The 14,993-nt window shown below is 65.2% G+C and carries 16 protein-coding genes; 9 read left to right on the plus strand and 7 right to left on the minus strand.

Annotated elements, in window-relative coordinates; translation table 11 throughout:
• Nucleotides 1-284: 284 nt before the first annotated feature.
• Nucleotides 285-1,169 (plus strand): serine hydrolase, encoded by an 885-nt coding sequence (locus V9F06_11340; protein ID MEI2618196.1) that lies wholly within the window; start codon nt 285-287, stop codon nt 1,167-1,169.
• A gap of 104 nt (nt 1,170-1,273) precedes the next feature.
• On the plus strand, nt 1,274-1,645 hold the full coding sequence (locus tag V9F06_11345) for a nitroreductase family deazaflavin-dependent oxidoreductase (protein ID MEI2618197.1): 372 nt from the start codon (nt 1,274-1,276) through the stop codon (nt 1,643-1,645).
• A 58-nt stretch (nt 1,646-1,703) separates the two neighbouring features.
• Here V9F06_11345 and V9F06_11350 read toward each other — a convergent pair whose 3' ends face one another.
• Entirely contained in the window at nt 1,704-2,999 is a 1,296-nt protein-coding gene (locus V9F06_11350; protein MEI2618198.1) for an MFS transporter, read from the minus strand.
• Between the two features lie 148 nt (nt 3,000-3,147).
• On the opposite strand from V9F06_11350, the gene V9F06_11355 reads away from it, so the two are divergent.
• Nucleotides 3,148-3,516: a hypothetical protein gene (locus V9F06_11355; GenBank protein ID MEI2618199.1), complete on the plus strand. Its 369-nt coding sequence runs from the start codon at nt 3,148-3,150 to the stop codon at nt 3,514-3,516.
• A gap of 58 nt (nt 3,517-3,574) precedes the next feature.
• On the opposite strand, the gene V9F06_11360 is transcribed toward V9F06_11355, so the two are convergent.
• Together V9F06_11360 and V9F06_11365 are read right to left on the minus strand one after the other, a co-directional pair.
• Complete coding sequence (locus tag V9F06_11360; GenBank protein MEI2618200.1) at nt 3,575-4,369, minus strand: RNA methyltransferase; 795 nt, start codon at nt 4,367-4,369, stop codon at nt 3,575-3,577.
• Nucleotides 4,366-5,736, minus strand: coding sequence for a M20/M25/M40 family metallo-hydrolase (locus tag V9F06_11365; protein ID MEI2618201.1), 1,371 nt, complete (start codon nt 5,734-5,736; stop codon nt 4,366-4,368). Before V9F06_11365 ends, V9F06_11360 begins: the two co-directional genes overlap by 4 nt.
• An 80-nt stretch (nt 5,737-5,816) precedes the next feature.
• Between V9F06_11365 and V9F06_11370 the strand changes: the two genes are divergently transcribed.
• Nucleotides 5,817-6,902 (plus strand): quinone-dependent dihydroorotate dehydrogenase, encoded by a 1,086-nt coding sequence (locus V9F06_11370; protein ID MEI2618202.1) that lies wholly within the window; start codon nt 5,817-5,819, stop codon nt 6,900-6,902.
• Between the two features lie 19 nt (nt 6,903-6,921).
• On the opposite strand, the gene V9F06_11375 is transcribed toward V9F06_11370, so the two are convergent.
• The gene (locus V9F06_11375; GenBank protein ID MEI2618203.1) at nt 6,922-7,479 is read right to left on the minus strand and encodes a hypothetical protein; all 558 of its coding nucleotides are present in this window, start codon (nt 7,477-7,479) and stop codon (nt 6,922-6,924) included.
• Between the two features lie 232 nt (nt 7,480-7,711).
• Here V9F06_11375 and V9F06_11380 point away from each other — a divergent pair, with 232 nt between their 5' ends.
• The 3 genes from V9F06_11380 (at nt 7,712) to V9F06_11390 (ending at nt 10,221) form a co-directional block, all read left to right on the plus strand.
• Nucleotides 7,712-7,888 (plus strand): hypothetical protein, encoded by a 177-nt coding sequence (locus V9F06_11380; GenBank protein MEI2618204.1) that lies wholly within the window; start codon nt 7,712-7,714, stop codon nt 7,886-7,888.
• A 27-nt stretch (nt 7,889-7,915) separates the two neighbouring features.
• Entirely contained in the window at nt 7,916-8,524 is a 609-nt protein-coding gene (locus tag V9F06_11385; GenBank protein ID MEI2618205.1) for a redoxin domain-containing protein, read from the plus strand.
• A 119-nt stretch (nt 8,525-8,643) separates the two neighbouring features.
• Nucleotides 8,644-10,221: a thiamine pyrophosphate-binding protein gene (locus tag V9F06_11390; GenBank protein MEI2618206.1), complete on the plus strand. Its 1,578-nt coding sequence runs from the start codon at nt 8,644-8,646 to the stop codon at nt 10,219-10,221.
• A 15-nt stretch (nt 10,222-10,236) separates the two neighbouring features.
• Here V9F06_11390 and V9F06_11395 read toward each other — a convergent pair whose 3' ends face one another.
• The 3 genes from V9F06_11395 to V9F06_11405 all read right to left on the minus strand — a co-directional run bounded on the left by V9F06_11395 (nt 10,237) and on the right by V9F06_11405 (nt 12,816).
• On the minus strand, nt 10,237-11,445 hold the full coding sequence (locus V9F06_11395; protein ID MEI2618207.1) for a CoA transferase: 1,209 nt from the start codon (nt 11,443-11,445) through the stop codon (nt 10,237-10,239).
• Nucleotides 11,446-11,463: 18 nt separating this feature from the next.
• Entirely contained in the window at nt 11,464-12,069 is a 606-nt protein-coding gene (locus V9F06_11400) for an RDD family protein (protein ID MEI2618208.1), read from the minus strand.
• A 147-nt stretch (nt 12,070-12,216) separates the two neighbouring features.
• Complete coding sequence (locus tag V9F06_11405; GenBank protein MEI2618209.1) at nt 12,217-12,816, minus strand: PadR family transcriptional regulator; 600 nt, start codon at nt 12,814-12,816, stop codon at nt 12,217-12,219.
• 152 nt (nt 12,817-12,968) lie between these two features.
• Here V9F06_11405 and V9F06_11410 point away from each other — a divergent pair, with 152 nt between their 5' ends.
• A complete protein-coding gene (locus V9F06_11410; protein MEI2618210.1) occupies nt 12,969-14,069 on the plus strand; it encodes an ABC transporter permease in 1,101 nt (366 codons plus the stop codon).
• A gap of 31 nt (nt 14,070-14,100) precedes the next feature.
• Nucleotides 14,101-14,814 carry an ABC transporter ATP-binding protein gene (locus V9F06_11415; protein ID MEI2618211.1) on the plus strand — a complete coding sequence of 238 codons (714 nt, stop codon included), beginning with the start codon at nt 14,101-14,103 and terminating at the stop codon, nt 14,812-14,814.
• The last annotated feature ends 179 nt before the right edge of the window (nt 14,815-14,993 follow it).

Raw genomic sequence — 14,993 nt, forward strand, 5'->3', positions numbered from 1 at the left:
CGCTGAAACCAGGCGCCGCTCGATGGGCGTCCATCGCCTGCGGACGGCGTCGAGCATCGTGCCGACACCGATCCGAATATCTGTGCTGGAGCCCCCACATGAGTCGCCATTCGACTGCTCTATCTTCTCGACGTACTCCGCGCATTCGGTTGGCATTCCTCGCGGCTCTGACACTCCTACTGGGCGCGTGCGGCGGACATTCCGGCAATCCAACAACTCCCGCGACGGGGTCAACCGGAAGCTCGACTCCAGTCGCAACAACAGCAATCACTACCGCAACGCTGATGACTCCGACCACGGCTACGACAACGGGCGCCGCCGGCCCAACCCTGATGGCGATCGACCCGGCGGCGTTGCAATCCACCATCGACTCGCTCATGGCTGGAGTTTCCGGAGTGACGGCGGTGGAGATAGAGAATCCGGATGGCTCGATGCTGGCAGCCTGGAACGCGGGCGAGCAGATCGAGGCGGCGTCGCTCTACAAGTTGGGGATCATGGTCGAGACATACCGCCAGCGCGATGCCGGGATGCTGACGTTCGACGACCAGATCGTCCTGCAGGATTATCACTTCTCTGAGGGGAGTGATGTCTTTTCAGAAGACGAGGTTGGGATGACGACCGACGTTGGAACCCTCCTCCAAGCAATGATCACCGTATCGAGCAACGTTGCGGCGACTGCGTTGCTGGAGTATGTCGGGACCGACAACGTCAACGCGACGATGGCGTCACTTGGTCTGTCCAGCACAGAGATCCGCTGGTATCCGGGTCCGTCTGGCACAGTCCGGCAACCCGGGACAGACCGGCAATTACTAACGGTGCGGCCGGATGTCCGCGCGAACGCGGCAATGAACGTGACCTCGGCCGCCGACATGGCGTCGCTGTTTCGGATGCTGCTGGCCGGAGAGGTTGTTGACGCGGAGGCGAGTCGCGAGATGCTCGACCTGCTGGCTCGACAGGAGATCAACGATCGGTTACCCGCCTACTTACCGGCTGGGACGGTCGTGGCGCACAAGACTGGCAATCTGGACGGGCTGATGCACGACGCAGGCATTATCTACGCGCCGACCGGCCCGGTGATTGTCGTTGTCATGACCGAGGATGTTGACGACGCTGCCTCGACCGACCTGATCGCTCAGATCGGGCTACTGGCGTACGAGACGCATCAATAGAGAACAAGATCAGGGCGCCGGGGGCAGGACAACCTGTTCACGCTCCACGGTCTGGATGACGCCGGCCCGCGCAGGGCCAACAGCAACCGGGGAGAATGCAAACCATGACCGACACCGCGCGAGACCCACGCCAATCGCTGGCGCGATGGGCCGACGAACCGTACGCATATCTGACGACAACCGGACGACTGACTGGCCAGCCACATCGCATCGAGATCTGGTTTGCCGTGCGCGATGGGCGCGTGTATGTCCTTTCCGGAGGTCGCGACCGATCCGACTGGGTGCGAAATCTGCAGGCGAACGCGCGGGTCACCATCGAGCTTGGTGATGAGACGCACGCTGGCGTCGCCCGGATCCTTGAGGCAGGCGCCCCCGACGACCTGCTCGCGCGCGAGCTGCTGGTCAGCAAGTACCGGGAGGGTGACAACCTCGACGACTGGGGCCGCACCTCGCTCGCTTTGACGATCGATATCTGAGCCCGAACCAGAGACACCGCCATCCGCGATCGTCGGAGGCTGCCGGCCAGCGGCGGGGTCAACGCAAGTCACGCATTACAGGGCGCAGGAGGATGGTCCAGAAGCCGGCAAGGATGAGCATGACGCCGGCAACAGCGAACGCGATGGCGGTGCTGGTGAACTGGGCGATTGCGCCCAGGAGCAGAAACCCGATCGGCATCAGGCCATTGACCATCGACTGGGCAGCGACAGCGCGACCCCGGAAGCGATCCTCGGCGAAGGTCTGGACGAGGGTGTCGTTCTGGATGATGTAGAGCATCTGGAACAGGCCGGTGACAAAGAGGCCGGCCATGATCGCCGGCCGGGTATCCGAGAGCGCGACGACGAGCAGGCCAATACCGGATCCGACCGTGCCGACGATGATTGTCGCGCCACGAACGCCACGGCCAGTCAGGGCGCCCGCGACGATCGTGCCAAGCATAGCGCCTGCGCCGCTGACGGCGAAGAGCAGGCCGAGGGTTCCGGCACTGCCGCCGAGAGTGCTACTGGCGATCGCTGGCAAGAGCGCCGTATGGGACATACCAAAGAGATACGGGACCACGTCGTTTGCCAAGGCGGCGCGGAGCATCCGATTTGCCCGGATATATGCGACTGCCTCGCGTAAATCACCAACGACGGATGGACGCGCGGCCGGCTCCAGCGGACCAGTGGCTGTCGAGACGCGGACGGCAGCCGCCATCAGCGGCACCATCAGCACGAGAACGGCAGCCGGACCGTAGAGGCCTATTCCGAGAAGCAGCGCAGCCGCGACCCCGGTCGCGTCGACGAGAAAGCCGACACCAGCCGGGATCGCGACGCGCGAGACGTTGCCAACCATGGCATTGACGGCAATGGCGCTCTGGAGCGCGCGAATCGGAACAAGGCTGGGCAACAGTGACGAGCTGGCCGGGTAGCTGAACGCGCTCGCAACGCCCATGATCACGACGGTCGCCGCGATGGTGGGAACCGTCAACCAGCCAAGCAGCGCGAAAACCCCGAGCACGCCAAGGCCGATACCCTGGATGGAAAGTTGAATGGACAGAATCAGGCGGCGATCGAATCGGTCGACAACGACACCGACGACCGGGCCGAGAATCAGCTGTGGGACCATATTCATGAATGAGATGAGGCCGAGAAGGAAGTCACTGCCCGTAAGATCGTAGACGATGAAGCCCACAAGGGTCGTCTGGAGCGACCGGCCACCCATCGCCAACGCCTGGACCCAGAAGTACCGGCGGTAGGATGGATATTGCCAGGCAGCCAGCGCGGCCGAGCCGCGAATACGGCCGGCGCGCTTGACGATCTGTGGCTCGACTTCATGGTCAGTCTCAAGCACCGGACGGCTACCTCCCCTCACGATGAGCGGTGGAACGATAGCATCCGGCGACGAGAGATAGTGGACGCCGTATCCGACCTTCATTTCGAAGGCATGAGGCGGCACATTTCCGATCGAATCGCTGGGCGAGGGGGGAACAGGCCAGACAATGCAATTGCGAGTAGATCGAGAGGCGAATGCGCTGGTGGTGACGCCTGATATGGCGGAGCAGGAAACGCGAAACGCTACGACCGAGGGAACGATCGACGTCGGGGCCGACGGGGCGCTACTCGGGATCGAGATACGGGGATCTGCGATGTGGACCATCCTGGCCAGGCAGTTCGCCGGGTGGGGCAGCGCGGTCACCGTCGATGAGGGGGCAGCATACGTCTCGCTCATGCCGGGGGACGACCGCAACGCGCGTTCCGCCGAGATCGAGATCGGGGTGGGGCTGGACGAGCAGGGGCATGTGGCGAGACTCAGCGTCCCACGCCGTGGCACGGGGTACGAGATTACCTACCCGAGCGGGAACAGGTGATGGACGATCAGCCGACCCGGCGGGTCGGAGGGCTGGGTTTGCGAACTCTGAGCAGGGGCTAGAGGCTCGCCTGGCGACGGGCTTCGTAGAGCAGCACGCCGGCGGCAACGGCGACATTGAGCGAGGTGGCCGTGCCGAGCATTGGGATGCGGGTCGTGAGATCACAACGCGCGACCGTGGCTGCATCGAGACCAGTCGCCTCATTCCCAACGACGATGGCAACAGGCGGATGCAGAGCGGTTGTCCAGACATCACCTGTCGCGTGGGCCGAGGTGGCGACGGTGCGACATCGGCCGGCAACCCACTCGAAGAGCTCGTCGTGCGACCGGGCGACGTGGATCGGGAGCAAGAACATCGTTCCGAGACTGGCGCGGAGGGCGGACGGGTGGGTCGGGTCAGCGCCGCCGAGGACGACCATCGCCCGAGCGCCGGCCGCGTCGGTGGCGCGAGCAATTGTGCCGAGGTTGCCAGGGTCGTGAACGTCATCGGCCACGAGGATGATCGCGTCGCTATCGATTGCGAGCGCGTCGAGGGGCAGCGGCGCCCAGCGGATAACAGCGACAAGGCCGACCGGGTTATCCCGCGCGGAGACACGCTCCATGTCCCGGGTCGGAAGCTCGACCAGCATCGCGCCGCCCTCAACGGCGCGCTGGATGGACTCCCATGCGACTTCGCTGCGGAGTTTGGCGGGATCGACCAGGAGCGCCTCGACCTCATGCCCGCCATCGATCGCCGACAGAACCTGGCGGATACCCTCGACGACGCAGACGCCCTCCTGCTCCCGCACGCGGCGGTCGCGGAGGGCGCGGACGCGTCGGAGCCAGGCGCGTGGCTGACTCCCAGTGCCACTCATTCCGGCTGGTTGCCGATGCGGTGGAAGACGCGGGCTGTCTGGCGGATACCGTTGACGAAATCCGCGATGCGGACGTTCTCATTCGGCGCGTGCGCCGCGGAATCAGGGTAGCCAATGCCGACGTTGGCCACCGGCACGCCGATGTGGCGGACGAACGAGTCCATCGGGCCGGAGCCACCGCTGGTCGGGGAGACGATGGCCGGCCGGTCGTAGACATCCCAGGCGGTCTCGGCGACGAGGGTGACGAACGGATCGTCGGGGTCGACACGCGCCGCGTCGTAGCCGCCATGCTGGATCACCTCGATGTCACCGAATCCCTCGGCAACGAGGTGCGCCTTGAGCTTCTCGATCAGGTCTGCGGCGCTCTGGTTCGGAACGAGGCGGAAGTCCACCTTGGCCATTGCTTCCGCCGGCAGGACAGTCTTCGACCCCGGCCCCTGATAGCCACTGGAGAGACCGGAGATGGTGCAGGTCGGCTCGAAAAGCCCACGACGCTTCAGTTCCAGACCCTCGGCATCGAGCAGGAAGCCGGAGAGCTCGTAGGTGGACTTGAGCCGTTCGGATTCGTCGGGCAGGGCAGCCAGCAGCTCCATGTCGCGGGCGCTGGCCTCGCGGACATCGTCGTACCAGCCGGGGATACGAATGCGTTCGTCCTGGCCCTTGAGAGTCGCGAGCGCCCAGGTGAGCCGCCAGGCGGCGTTCGGGAACATCGAGCCACCGAGCCCGGAGTGCGCATCGCGGTTGGCAGTTCGCGCGCGAAGCTCGACATACAGGTCACCGCGCATGCCGGCGAAGATCTGCGGCCGGTCGTCGTAGTCGACGCCGCCGAACTCCCAGAGGCACCCGTCGGACTTGAACAGGTCGGCGTTTGCGGCAATGAACGGGTCAAGGTTGACGGAGCCGATCTCCTCCTCGCCCTCAATCATGAACTTCACGCCGCAAGGCAGGCTGCCAGTGACGGCGCGAAGCGCGTCGATGGCGGCGAGGCGGCAGATGATGTGGCCCTTGTCGTCACCGACGCCACGGCCCCAGATATGCCCGTCGCGAACCTGGGCGTCGAATGGCTCGGAATCCCACAGTTCGAGCGGCTCGGCCGGCTGGACATCATAGTGGTTGTAGCAGAGGACAGTCTGGTCCGAGTCACCGGCAGCCTCGCCGTAGACAACCGGGTTGCCGTCGGTCGGCATCAGCCGCGCGGCGACGCCGTATTTCTCCAGCAACGCGCGTGTGGCCTCGGCCGTCTCGTCGATCGCGAGCGACTGTGCGGCGACGCTCGGCAGCTTGCAGAGCAGGGCGAGATCGGCGATGTAATCGTCGAGATGCTCCTCGATGTGGCGGTCGATCGCGGCCAGGATATCGTCGGTCACCTTATCTCCTTTTCACTCCGGTACACTGGCGCGGATGGTAGCACGAGTGGGGACGGGGAACGGGGGACGAGGGGGTATTGGTGTACGAGTGCGTGTATCGAACGGTGATTGCGCGGGGGGATGCGGAGCGGGCGCATCATCTGACGGTCGCGGCGATGGCGGCGGCGGGGCGGACGCCAGGCGGAGTGGCAGCGCTGGGAGCGTTCGCGCCGCCGGCGGACGACCGGCTGCGGCAGCGCCTCTGGGGGCTACCATTCGCCAACCCGCTAGGCGTCGCGGCAGGGCTCGACAAGGACGGGCAGGCGGTTATCGCGCTGCATGCCCTCGGGTTCGGGCATGTCGAGGTCGGGACAGTGACGTTGCGACCGCAGGCAGGGAACCCGAAGCCGAGAGTCTGGCGAGCGGTCGATGAGCGAGCGCTGGTCAATGCAATGGGGTTCCCCAGCGACGGCGCGGCGGCGGTTCGGGCGAGGCTGATCGGGCTGCGGCCGGCCGGCGTTGTCGGCATCAACATCGGCAAGAACCGCGACACACCGATCGAGCAGGCGGTCGAGGACTACGCGGCGCTGGTGGCGGCACTCTTCGACATCGCGAACTACGTCGCCGTCAACGTGTCGTCTCCGAACACGCCGGGATTACGCTCGCTCCAGACAGCGGGGGAGTTGCTGCGCATTCTCGACGCAGTGAATGGGGCCAATACTGAAGCGGCGGCGCTGGCGGGTCTGCGACCGCGACCGGTGCTGGTGAAGATCGCGCCGGACCTGACAGACACTGAGGTCGAAGCGGTTGCCGAGGCGGCGCTCGAAGGCGGGGCGAGCGGCATCATCGCGACGAACACGACGACGAGCCGGGCAGGGCTGCCGGACCGGTTTGGCGAACTGCCGGGTGGGACGAGCGGCAAGCCGCTACGGGAGCGCGCGAATGCGGTCTGCCGGCTGCTGTATCAGCGGGTCGGCGGGCGGTTGCCGATCGTTGGTGTCGGCGGGATCATGACCGGCGCGGACGCGGTGGAGCGGGTACGGGCCGGGGCGTCGCTGGTGCAGGTGTATACAGGGTTCACGTACGCGGGGCCGCGGTTTGCGGAGTCGCTGCTCGGTGCGCTATCGGCGGACGCGGATGCGCGGGGTTGGCATGACATCGGCGCGGTGGTCGGGTCGGACGCATAGTGCCAGACACAGGGTATGCCTACGGGCTCTCGACGCCGGATGTGCTCCCGATCAGATGACCGGTAACGGCGTCAAATATCCAATAGGCCACGGTGTCTGGGTCTGGTGGTCCGACAGGCGTGACTTCGGGAGGGAGGTGGATCTGCCAGTCGCCCGTCAGCGTGACGAGAGCAAGCAGCGTGTCGTCTGGCCGATAAACAGGATGATTCACCTTCGTCGCAACCTCGCAAGCCGACATGAACTCGACGCGCTTGACGACGGGGTTTTCGTCACTCTCCATCGCAGCGACCCAGGCCCGCACGTCCTCCTCGGTGAATGCAGGTTTGCCCGGTTCCGGCGTCAGCGACGGATGAATCTCAGGTGTGCCCATGAGGGCCGGATCGACAACCGACCCCTGGTAGCCGCAGTAATCTTCGGTTGCCACTGGTGACGCGGAGTCGATCCATGCGATTGGCACGGTTGGGGTCGGTTCGTTGTGGCCGGCCCCGAGGTCTGCGTCGTTGGAACCACAGGCCGCGACAAGGAGTGCGATCGCGAACACCCCTGCGCTCGATCGTTGAAGCCACGTGTGACGCATGAAGGGCTCCTGACCTTACCGCGGGACATCTGGCGTGAATCGGCGATGAGCCGGTGTGGATCTGGAACGAACCGATCAGGGAGGATTCTTCGCCCGAACTCGAAAACACAGAACAACGGTCAGGTGGAGGGTGGTAATCCCGCACACGCTTGCGCAAACAGGCGGTGTGTCACAGGATAATGATACCAGCGGCCGATCGGTCGCGATTACTCACGTAAGGGAGACTGTGCCGATGGAAAAGATCGCGCCGCATCTGGTCGGGCCGGAAGAGCTGGCAGGGCGTACGCCGCTATTGGGGCAGCCAGCGCCGGAGTTCCAGATGAAGGACGAAGCGGGGAACTACGTCACCCTCCGCAGGCTGGTGCGGCAGCGGCCGATCCTGCTGCATCTGTATCGGGGTGAGTGGTGACCCACTTGACGACTGTACCTGTCGCAGTTGCGACAGCACTACTGGGAACTGCGCGGTCTGGGAATCGAACTGGTGGCAGCGGCGAACGACACGCCGGAGACGAATCGCGACCTACGCGAACGGTATGACCTGCCGTTCATGATTCTGAGCGACGAGAACGCGAACGTCGCCGAGGCGTATGGGTCGCTCCACGAAAATGATTCGACCCGACCGCGGATTTCGCGAGTGTCGATGTTCATCATCCGGCCGGCCGACGAAGGCTCGACCATTGCCTGGGAGTATGTCGGGCCAACCTCGCGGCACCGCGTCGCACCATCCCGACTGAGTCAGGAGATTCAGACCTACCTGGGCATGCGTCATCAGACGGTGAGCGTGATCGTGCCCTCGGCATGGCAGGTGGAACGGGTGATCGCGGGATTCCAGGATCCTCCGTTCGGACTCTACCGGACGCCTGCCGAGATCAACGAGCCAGGTGTGATGGTCTACCGCGACTACATGCGCGAGCTGGCCATGCAGGCCCACGGGGAGGTATTCCGACTGCAGAGCAGCGGCTGGACGCTGGCCGCGGTCTCGCCTGAGATGGACGGCGACATCGCGGTCGGGCAACGGTATGTGTTTACGAGGGATGGGGGATGAGGCAAAGGGGATGAGGGGGTAGGTAGGGGAGCAGGGGCGAACACGAGGTTCGCCCCTGCAAGCACGGTGACAGACGGGTTGTCTTCACGCAGTCGGGCAGAGCGGAGGCAGAGGGGCGAATGGTTGAGCGGACGGGCGCGATGGCGGTTGCCGAGGCGCTGGCCGATCTGGGCGTCCGGAGGATGTACGGGGTGTCCGGCAACCAGGTGCTAGCGCTGATCGACGCGGCCGACCGGGTCGGGATCGAGCTGGTCCATATGCGTCACGAGACGGCTGCGCTCTATGCGGCGGCAAGCGCGGCGGCAACGACCGGCACGATCGCGGTTGCGCTGACATCGGCAGGTCCGGGTTTTCTGGCGGCGATGCAGGGCGCAGCCGGCGCCGCGACGGTTGAAGCTCCGGTGCTGTATCTCGCTGGCGCGAGCCCGGTCGCTCAACGCGGCCACGGCGCATTCCAGGAGGTGGACCAGGCGCGGATTGCCGGGGCAGTCTGCAAGGGCTCGTTCGAGATTGGACGGGCGGAAGACGCTCGCCGAGTCACGATGGAGGCGGCGCGGCTGGCCCAGGCCGGAGTTCCCGGGCCGGCCCATGTGGCGATGCCGAACGATGTGCTGACGGCACGAATCACGGGTGAAGAGGCGGCGCTGGCGATAGCGAACGTCGAGGCCATGCAGCCCGGGCAGCGTGACGCGCTGCTGGCAATTGCCGAGCGACTCTCACGAGCGCGCCGGCCGGCGATAGTCGCGCGGCCAGCGGCAACACGCGGGGAGGCCGGCACGCTGCTGGCCGAGATTGCCGGGCGGCTGGGGATCGCGCCGATCATCGCCGACGCGCCGCGCGGACTGGGTGACCCGCGCTACGCCGAGCTGGCCGCCAACCTGCCGGAAGCCGATGCGACACTGCTGGTCGGAGCATATGACTATCTGGTTCGCGGCGCGCTCGGGACCGGCGGGGAGTTCTGCGTCATCGATGCGCCGGGCGAGCCGGAAGCGCCGGGCGCTATCTGCCAGATCCAGATACCTCCCGCGGAGGCACTCGCGTTCCTTGCGGAATATGTGACCGAGTCGCTCGATCGCGAGCCGGGGTGGGCGACGCGCTGGACGGTCTCGCCACCGCCGCTGGCGCCACCCGCGGACGACGACCTGCTGCATCCGCTGGCCGTCGGCTGGGCGATCCGCGAAGCGATCCGACCGGACGACGTCGTGGTTTTCGACGGCGGAGAGTACGGACAATGGGTGCGGCTCGCGCTGCGCGATCTGCCGAACCCGATGATGACGACGGCGAAAATCGGCGGGATCGGGAGCGGGATCCCGATGGCGATCGGCGTCCAGCGCGAACTGCCCGCGGCGCGAGTCGTCGCGATCGTCGGCGACGGATCCGCCGGCTACCACCTGAGCGAGATGGAGACGGCAGCACGGCTGGGACTGCCGATCGTCGTGGTCGTCGGCAACGACGCGCGCTGGGGCGCGGAATGGCATCTGCAACGCGACCGGTACGGCGCGGGACGCGAGATCGCGACGGAGTTGGCCGACGCGCGTTACGACATCGCCGCGGCCGGATTCGGAGCGGCAGGGTACGATATCCACTACCTGGGCGATCTCCAGGCGGCGCTTGCGCGGGCGCTACGGACGGAGCTGCCGGTGCTGATCAACGTGCATATCCGACCAGAACGCAGCCCGGTGACGATTCAGCACTAACGCAGAATCTGACAGTCAGTCGGGATCCCAGACCTGTACAGCGCCAGCGGCGGCGAGGCCGTCGATCTCGGCGTCGGTGAGCTTACAGCGCTCGCGGAGGACCTCGCGAGTGTGCTGGCCAAGGACGGGCGGAGCGGTGCGAACCTCGGCGGTCGTGGCACTGAAGGCCATCGGGACGCCGGGCAGCCGGATCTCGCCGAGGGTGGCGTGCTCGACCTCGACGAGCATCTTCCGGGCGAGGACGTGCGGATCAGCGAAGGTCTCAGCCATCGTATTGATCGGCGCAACCGGGACGCCGGCCTCGATCAGCAGCTCAACCCACTCGGCGGCCGGCTTGCGCGCCAGCTCCGTTTCGATCAGCGACGTGAGCGCCGGCCGGTTGGCGACACGATCTGCGTTGGCGCAGAAGCGCGGGTCGTCGATCAGCTGGGGCCGGCCGAGCGCCTGGCAGAGCGCCGCGAAAAGCCGGTCGTTTCCAGCGGTGATGATCAGTGGGTCGTCGGCCGTCTGGAACACCTGCTTGGGCGCGACCAGCGGGTCGACGTTGCCAGTGCGCGGCTGGTTCTCCCCGGTGATGAGGTAGTAGAGGTTCGCGCCAATCAGCCAGCCGATCATCGTATCGAGCAGATTGACCTCGACGAGCTGTCCCTCGCCAGTGCGCTCACGGTGGCGCAACGCCGCGAGAATCGTGCTGGTGGCAAGCATGCCGGCCGTGATGTCGCCGATGGCGACGCCAGCGCGCATCCCGTCCCCTTCCGACTCGCCGGTGACGCTCATGAATCCACTCAGAGCCTCGGCAATCAGGTCGTAACCAGGGCGCAACGCGTAGGGGCCGGAGCGGCCGAACGCAGAGATCGAGCAGTAGACGAGATCGGGACGGACGGCGCGCAAATCCTCATACCCGAGGCCGAGCCGCTCCATGACACCGACGCGAAAGTTCTCGACAACGACGTCCGCGCCGCGGACGAGGTCGAGCGCGATCTGGCGGCCCTTCTCGCTCTTCAGATCGAGCGCGATGCCACGCTTATTGCGGTTCACCGAGAGGTACGCGCCGGTCTGGTCGCCCAGCCAGGGCGGCCCCCAGGAGCGCGTGTCGTCGCCCTTGCCGGGCCGCTCAATCTTGATGACGTCCGCGCCCATGTCGGCCAGCAGCATCGTGCAGTACGGGCCGGCGAGAATCCGCGAGAAGTCGACGACCGTGATGCCATCCAGCGCGCCTGCCATGCGTCTCCCCCGGCTGACCTACTGACGCAACGCGTCCCGCGAGACAACAGCGCTCTTGTGGACAACGAGCGTGCGGGCAGCGCGATCGCCGAGGCGCTGACGGGTGGGAGAGAGCTGGATGATGAGCGCGCCGACGACGCCCGCGAACATGCCATCGACGAGTCGCAGAAGCGAGCGGACGAGCGCGGGGAGCGGCCGCACCAGCGTGCCATCAAGATGAACGACGCGCAGCCCGACGACCAGCTTGCCGACGGTCGCGCCCCAACGCGCCTCCATCAGCCAGGGGTAGAGGATGTAGATGGCGAGCATCACGGCGAGGACGCCGCCGTTTTCGGTGACCTCCTGGACGGTCGGCTCGCGTCCGGCGGGGAGAAAGTAGGACGCTGGAACCAGCGCGATTATCGTGATGACGATGAGGTCGATGAACCAGGCGATGCCGCGTTGGCCAAGCTGGGCGATGACAACGGGCTGGGCGGCCGGCTGCTTCTCAGGGATTGGCGCTGGGGCCGGCTCGTCGGCAAACCCCTCCGGCATCCACTCGCCGCAGTAGCGGCACTTCAGCGCGACCGCGTGGATCGGCTTCCCGCAATACGGACACGGCTTCATCGGCGACCTGGCGCTCATGCGCTCCCTGCTCATCCCGCTCTCAGCGCCTCACCCACAGTGGGCGCGGTATGGAGAGATGGTATCAGCGCGGGCGAGTGGCATGCGCGAACTGCCAGGCGGCGGGGCGCAGCCAGTGTCGCCTGGGCTTGGGCGTGCGCACGAGCGTCAGCGCGTTAGTGAGCCCGACTCTTCCATCGCCGGCATTGATTCTTCGCGCTCCAGCCGAGCGATCGTTGCCACGAGCCAGTCGCGGTCGGCGTGGCGCATGGCCGTCAGGTGGTCGAGTGCGATGCCAAGATTGAGCTTGTCTCCGTGGGCAGCCACGTCCGGATTCGGCGCCAACAGAGCGTCGAGTCGCGACAAGCGCTGGCGTAAGCAGGCGACCGCTTCGTTACGATCGAGGAAATTGATGAGCACAAGACCGATATCTCCGGCGTAGGTCGACTCGTCCGCGGCGGACAGGTTTGCTCGAAGCAGATCACGAAAGAGGTCGCGGCCAACCGGCGTGATCGTATAGACCTTCCGCGGTGGGCGATTGCCGGCTTGCTCACTGTGGACCTCGATGAACCCGGCAGATTCCAAACGGGACAGGAGCGCGTAGGCCGTTGGCTTTTTCATGGTAGCTACATGACAGAGCGTGTTTTCGATGAACTCGTTGATTTGATACCCGTGCTGATTCTGCGTCATCAAGACGCCGAGCAGCAGCAGGGCGCGCTCGTCCCAGATCGCCGTGTCGCGGACCATCCTCGGATCACGCTCGTCCATCTCTACCTCCTTGATCACCCACATTATAGTCTAGATTGACTAATCATCTCAACACGCCTATACTCAGCACTAATAGTCAAGCGTGACTACACGGGCCTGCGTATCCATGGTGGAAACGGGGCCGTCGCCTCGGTCGGGAAAGGAATTAGCCTGTGTTCCTTGCGCTCCGTGAGATTCGGCACGCCAAGTTGCGGTTCGCGTTAATCACTGGCGTCATCGTTATGGTATCGAGTCTCGTCTTTATTCTCTCCGGACTTGCCAACGGTCTCAGCGCCGGCAATACCGCCGCGATAGATGCGATGCCGATCGATGGGATGGTCATTAGCAACGGGAGTGATTATCTCCTGGATCGCTCTTCCGTCGGGGCCGACAAAGCTCGTGGGATTGCATCCATTGCTGGGATTGAGACTGCAGAGCCGCTCGGCGTGTCATCAGCGAGCATCAGGAAGCAAGGCGAGACAAAGCTCCTGGGGGTCTCATTCTTTGGCGTCGTCCCCGGTGGCGTGCTGGAGCCCCGAATTCAGAAGGGGAATCGCCTCGGCGCGCAAGCGCATGGCGTGGTCATCGACGAGTCGCTCGTCGACGACGGCATCCGTCTGGGTGACACGTTCACTACCGAGCCAGATGGCGTTGAGCTAACCGTGGTGGGGATCACGACTGGCCAGACCTATCGCCTGGCGCCGGTCGTCTTCATGCCACTCGATCTCTGGCAGCAGATCCAGCCAATCCGGCAGGGCACAACGCAGGACGACGTAACGGCCATCGTAGTCCGCGGGTCATCACAAGCGATCGCGACTATCCCCGAAACTGTGCCGAATACGATGGTCGGCAGCATCAATCAAATCGCCAACCATATCCCGGGAGAGTCGGAGCAAAACGCCACGTTGCTGCTCATCCAGGTCTTCCTGGTGGTTATCGCAGCCGGAATCATCGCCGCGTTCTTCTACATCATCACGTTGCAAAAGATGCCAGAGCTGGGCGTGATGAAGGCGATCGGCACCGGCACTGGTTATCTCGCGCGCACGCTTATCACGCAAGTCCTTGCGCTGGCGGTAGTTGGAGTGCTCATCGGGATCTCGATCGCAGACACGCTCGCGCTCATCATTGGCAACGCGGTCCCGTACAGCATCACCACGCAGCGTATGGCCCTGTTCGGCGGCGTCCTGCTGCTCGTCGCGGTCAGTGGCACGGCACTATCGCTCGCGCGGATCGCGCGGGTCGACCCACTGGACGCGATCAACAAGGCTGGGTAACTGGCTATCAAACGGGCATTGGAGAGCGATCATGACGACGAACATCCTTGAGCTGACGAGCATCGACAAGCACTTCGGTGATGGTGACTCCCGCGTTGATGCGCTCCAGGGCATCAATCTGACGGTCGGAATCGGCGAGCTGGTGGCGCTCATTGGCCCTTCGGGATCGGGCAAGTCGACGCTGTTGTCGATTGCGGGCGCACTCCTGACGCCAACGAACGGGGAGGTTCTCCTCGATGGCGCCAACATCACGCAACGTTCATCGGCGGAACGAACGCAGCTGCGGCTGGCGAAGTATGGGTTCATCTTCCAGGGGTCGAACCTGATTTCCTACCTGACCGGGCGGGAGCAGATGCTCTTCATCGCGCACCTCATCGGCTTACCTGGTGCGGAGGCAGAGCGGCGCGCCGACCGCCTGCTGCACGACCTTGGCATGACGGATCGTGCTGGCCACTACCCCGAAGAACTCTCGGGCGGGCAGCGCCAACGCATCGCCATCGCGCGGTCGCTGATGAATGATCCGCGCATCATTCTGGCCGACGAGCCGACCGCCAGCCTCGACTCAGTTCGCGGGCGACAGGTCGTGGAGATGCTGGCGAAGGAGGTCCACGAGCGTGAGAAGGGCGGCATCCTTGTCACGCACGACGAGCGGCTGATCGACCTGTGTGACCGTGTCGTGCGCATCACCGACGGATTGCTCCACGAGGATGAGACGGTGGGCGCGGCGCGGGCCGTGGCTGTCTGACCTACCCGCGGCAGCGAGCGATGCTGGGCGCCGTCGCACCTGGCATCGCAGCAACGATCGGACACCCGAAGCACGAGCATGGCTCCATCGGCGACCTGGCGCTCTTGCGCTCCGTGCTCGTCAGACGGCAGCGCGCCCAGCCGTGCGCGCTGAGGGGATGGTGTCAGGATGGGGAGGGA

It is taken from the genome of Thermomicrobiales bacterium, from assembly GCA_037045155.1.
Taxonomy (GTDB): Bacteria; Chloroflexota; Chloroflexia; order Thermomicrobiales; family CFX8; genus JAMLIA01.

Coding starts and splice junctions, on each gene's coding strand:
- V9F06_11340 (MEI2618196.1), top strand. CDS start 285: ATGACTCCGACCACGGCTACGACAACGGGCGCCGCCGGCCCAACCCTG.
- V9F06_11345 (MEI2618197.1), top strand. CDS start 1,274: ATGACCGACACCGCGCGAGACCCACGCCAATCGCTGGCGCGATGGGCC.
- V9F06_11355 (MEI2618199.1), top strand. CDS start 3,148: ATGCAATTGCGAGTAGATCGAGAGGCGAATGCGCTGGTGGTGACGCCT.
- V9F06_11360 (MEI2618200.1), bottom strand. CDS start 4,369: ATGAGTGGCACTGGGAGTCAGCCACGCGCCTGGCTCCGACGCGTCCGC.
- V9F06_11375 (MEI2618203.1), bottom strand. CDS start 7,479: ATGCGTCACACGTGGCTTCAACGATCGAGCGCAGGGGTGTTCGCGATC.
- V9F06_11380 (MEI2618204.1), top strand. CDS start 7,712: ATGGAAAAGATCGCGCCGCATCTGGTCGGGCCGGAAGAGCTGGCAGGG.
- V9F06_11390 (MEI2618206.1), top strand. CDS start 8,644: ATGGTTGAGCGGACGGGCGCGATGGCGGTTGCCGAGGCGCTGGCCGAT.
- V9F06_11395 (MEI2618207.1), bottom strand. CDS start 11,445: ATGGCAGGCGCGCTGGATGGCATCACGGTCGTCGACTTCTCGCGGATT.
- V9F06_11400 (MEI2618208.1), bottom strand. CDS start 12,069: ATGAGCGCCAGGTCGCCGATGAAGCCGTGTCCGTATTGCGGGAAGCCG.
- V9F06_11405 (MEI2618209.1), bottom strand. CDS start 12,816: ATGGACGAGCGTGATCCGAGGATGGTCCGCGACACGGCGATCTGGGAC.
- V9F06_11415 (MEI2618211.1), top strand. CDS start 14,101: ATGACGACGAACATCCTTGAGCTGACGAGCATCGACAAGCACTTCGGT.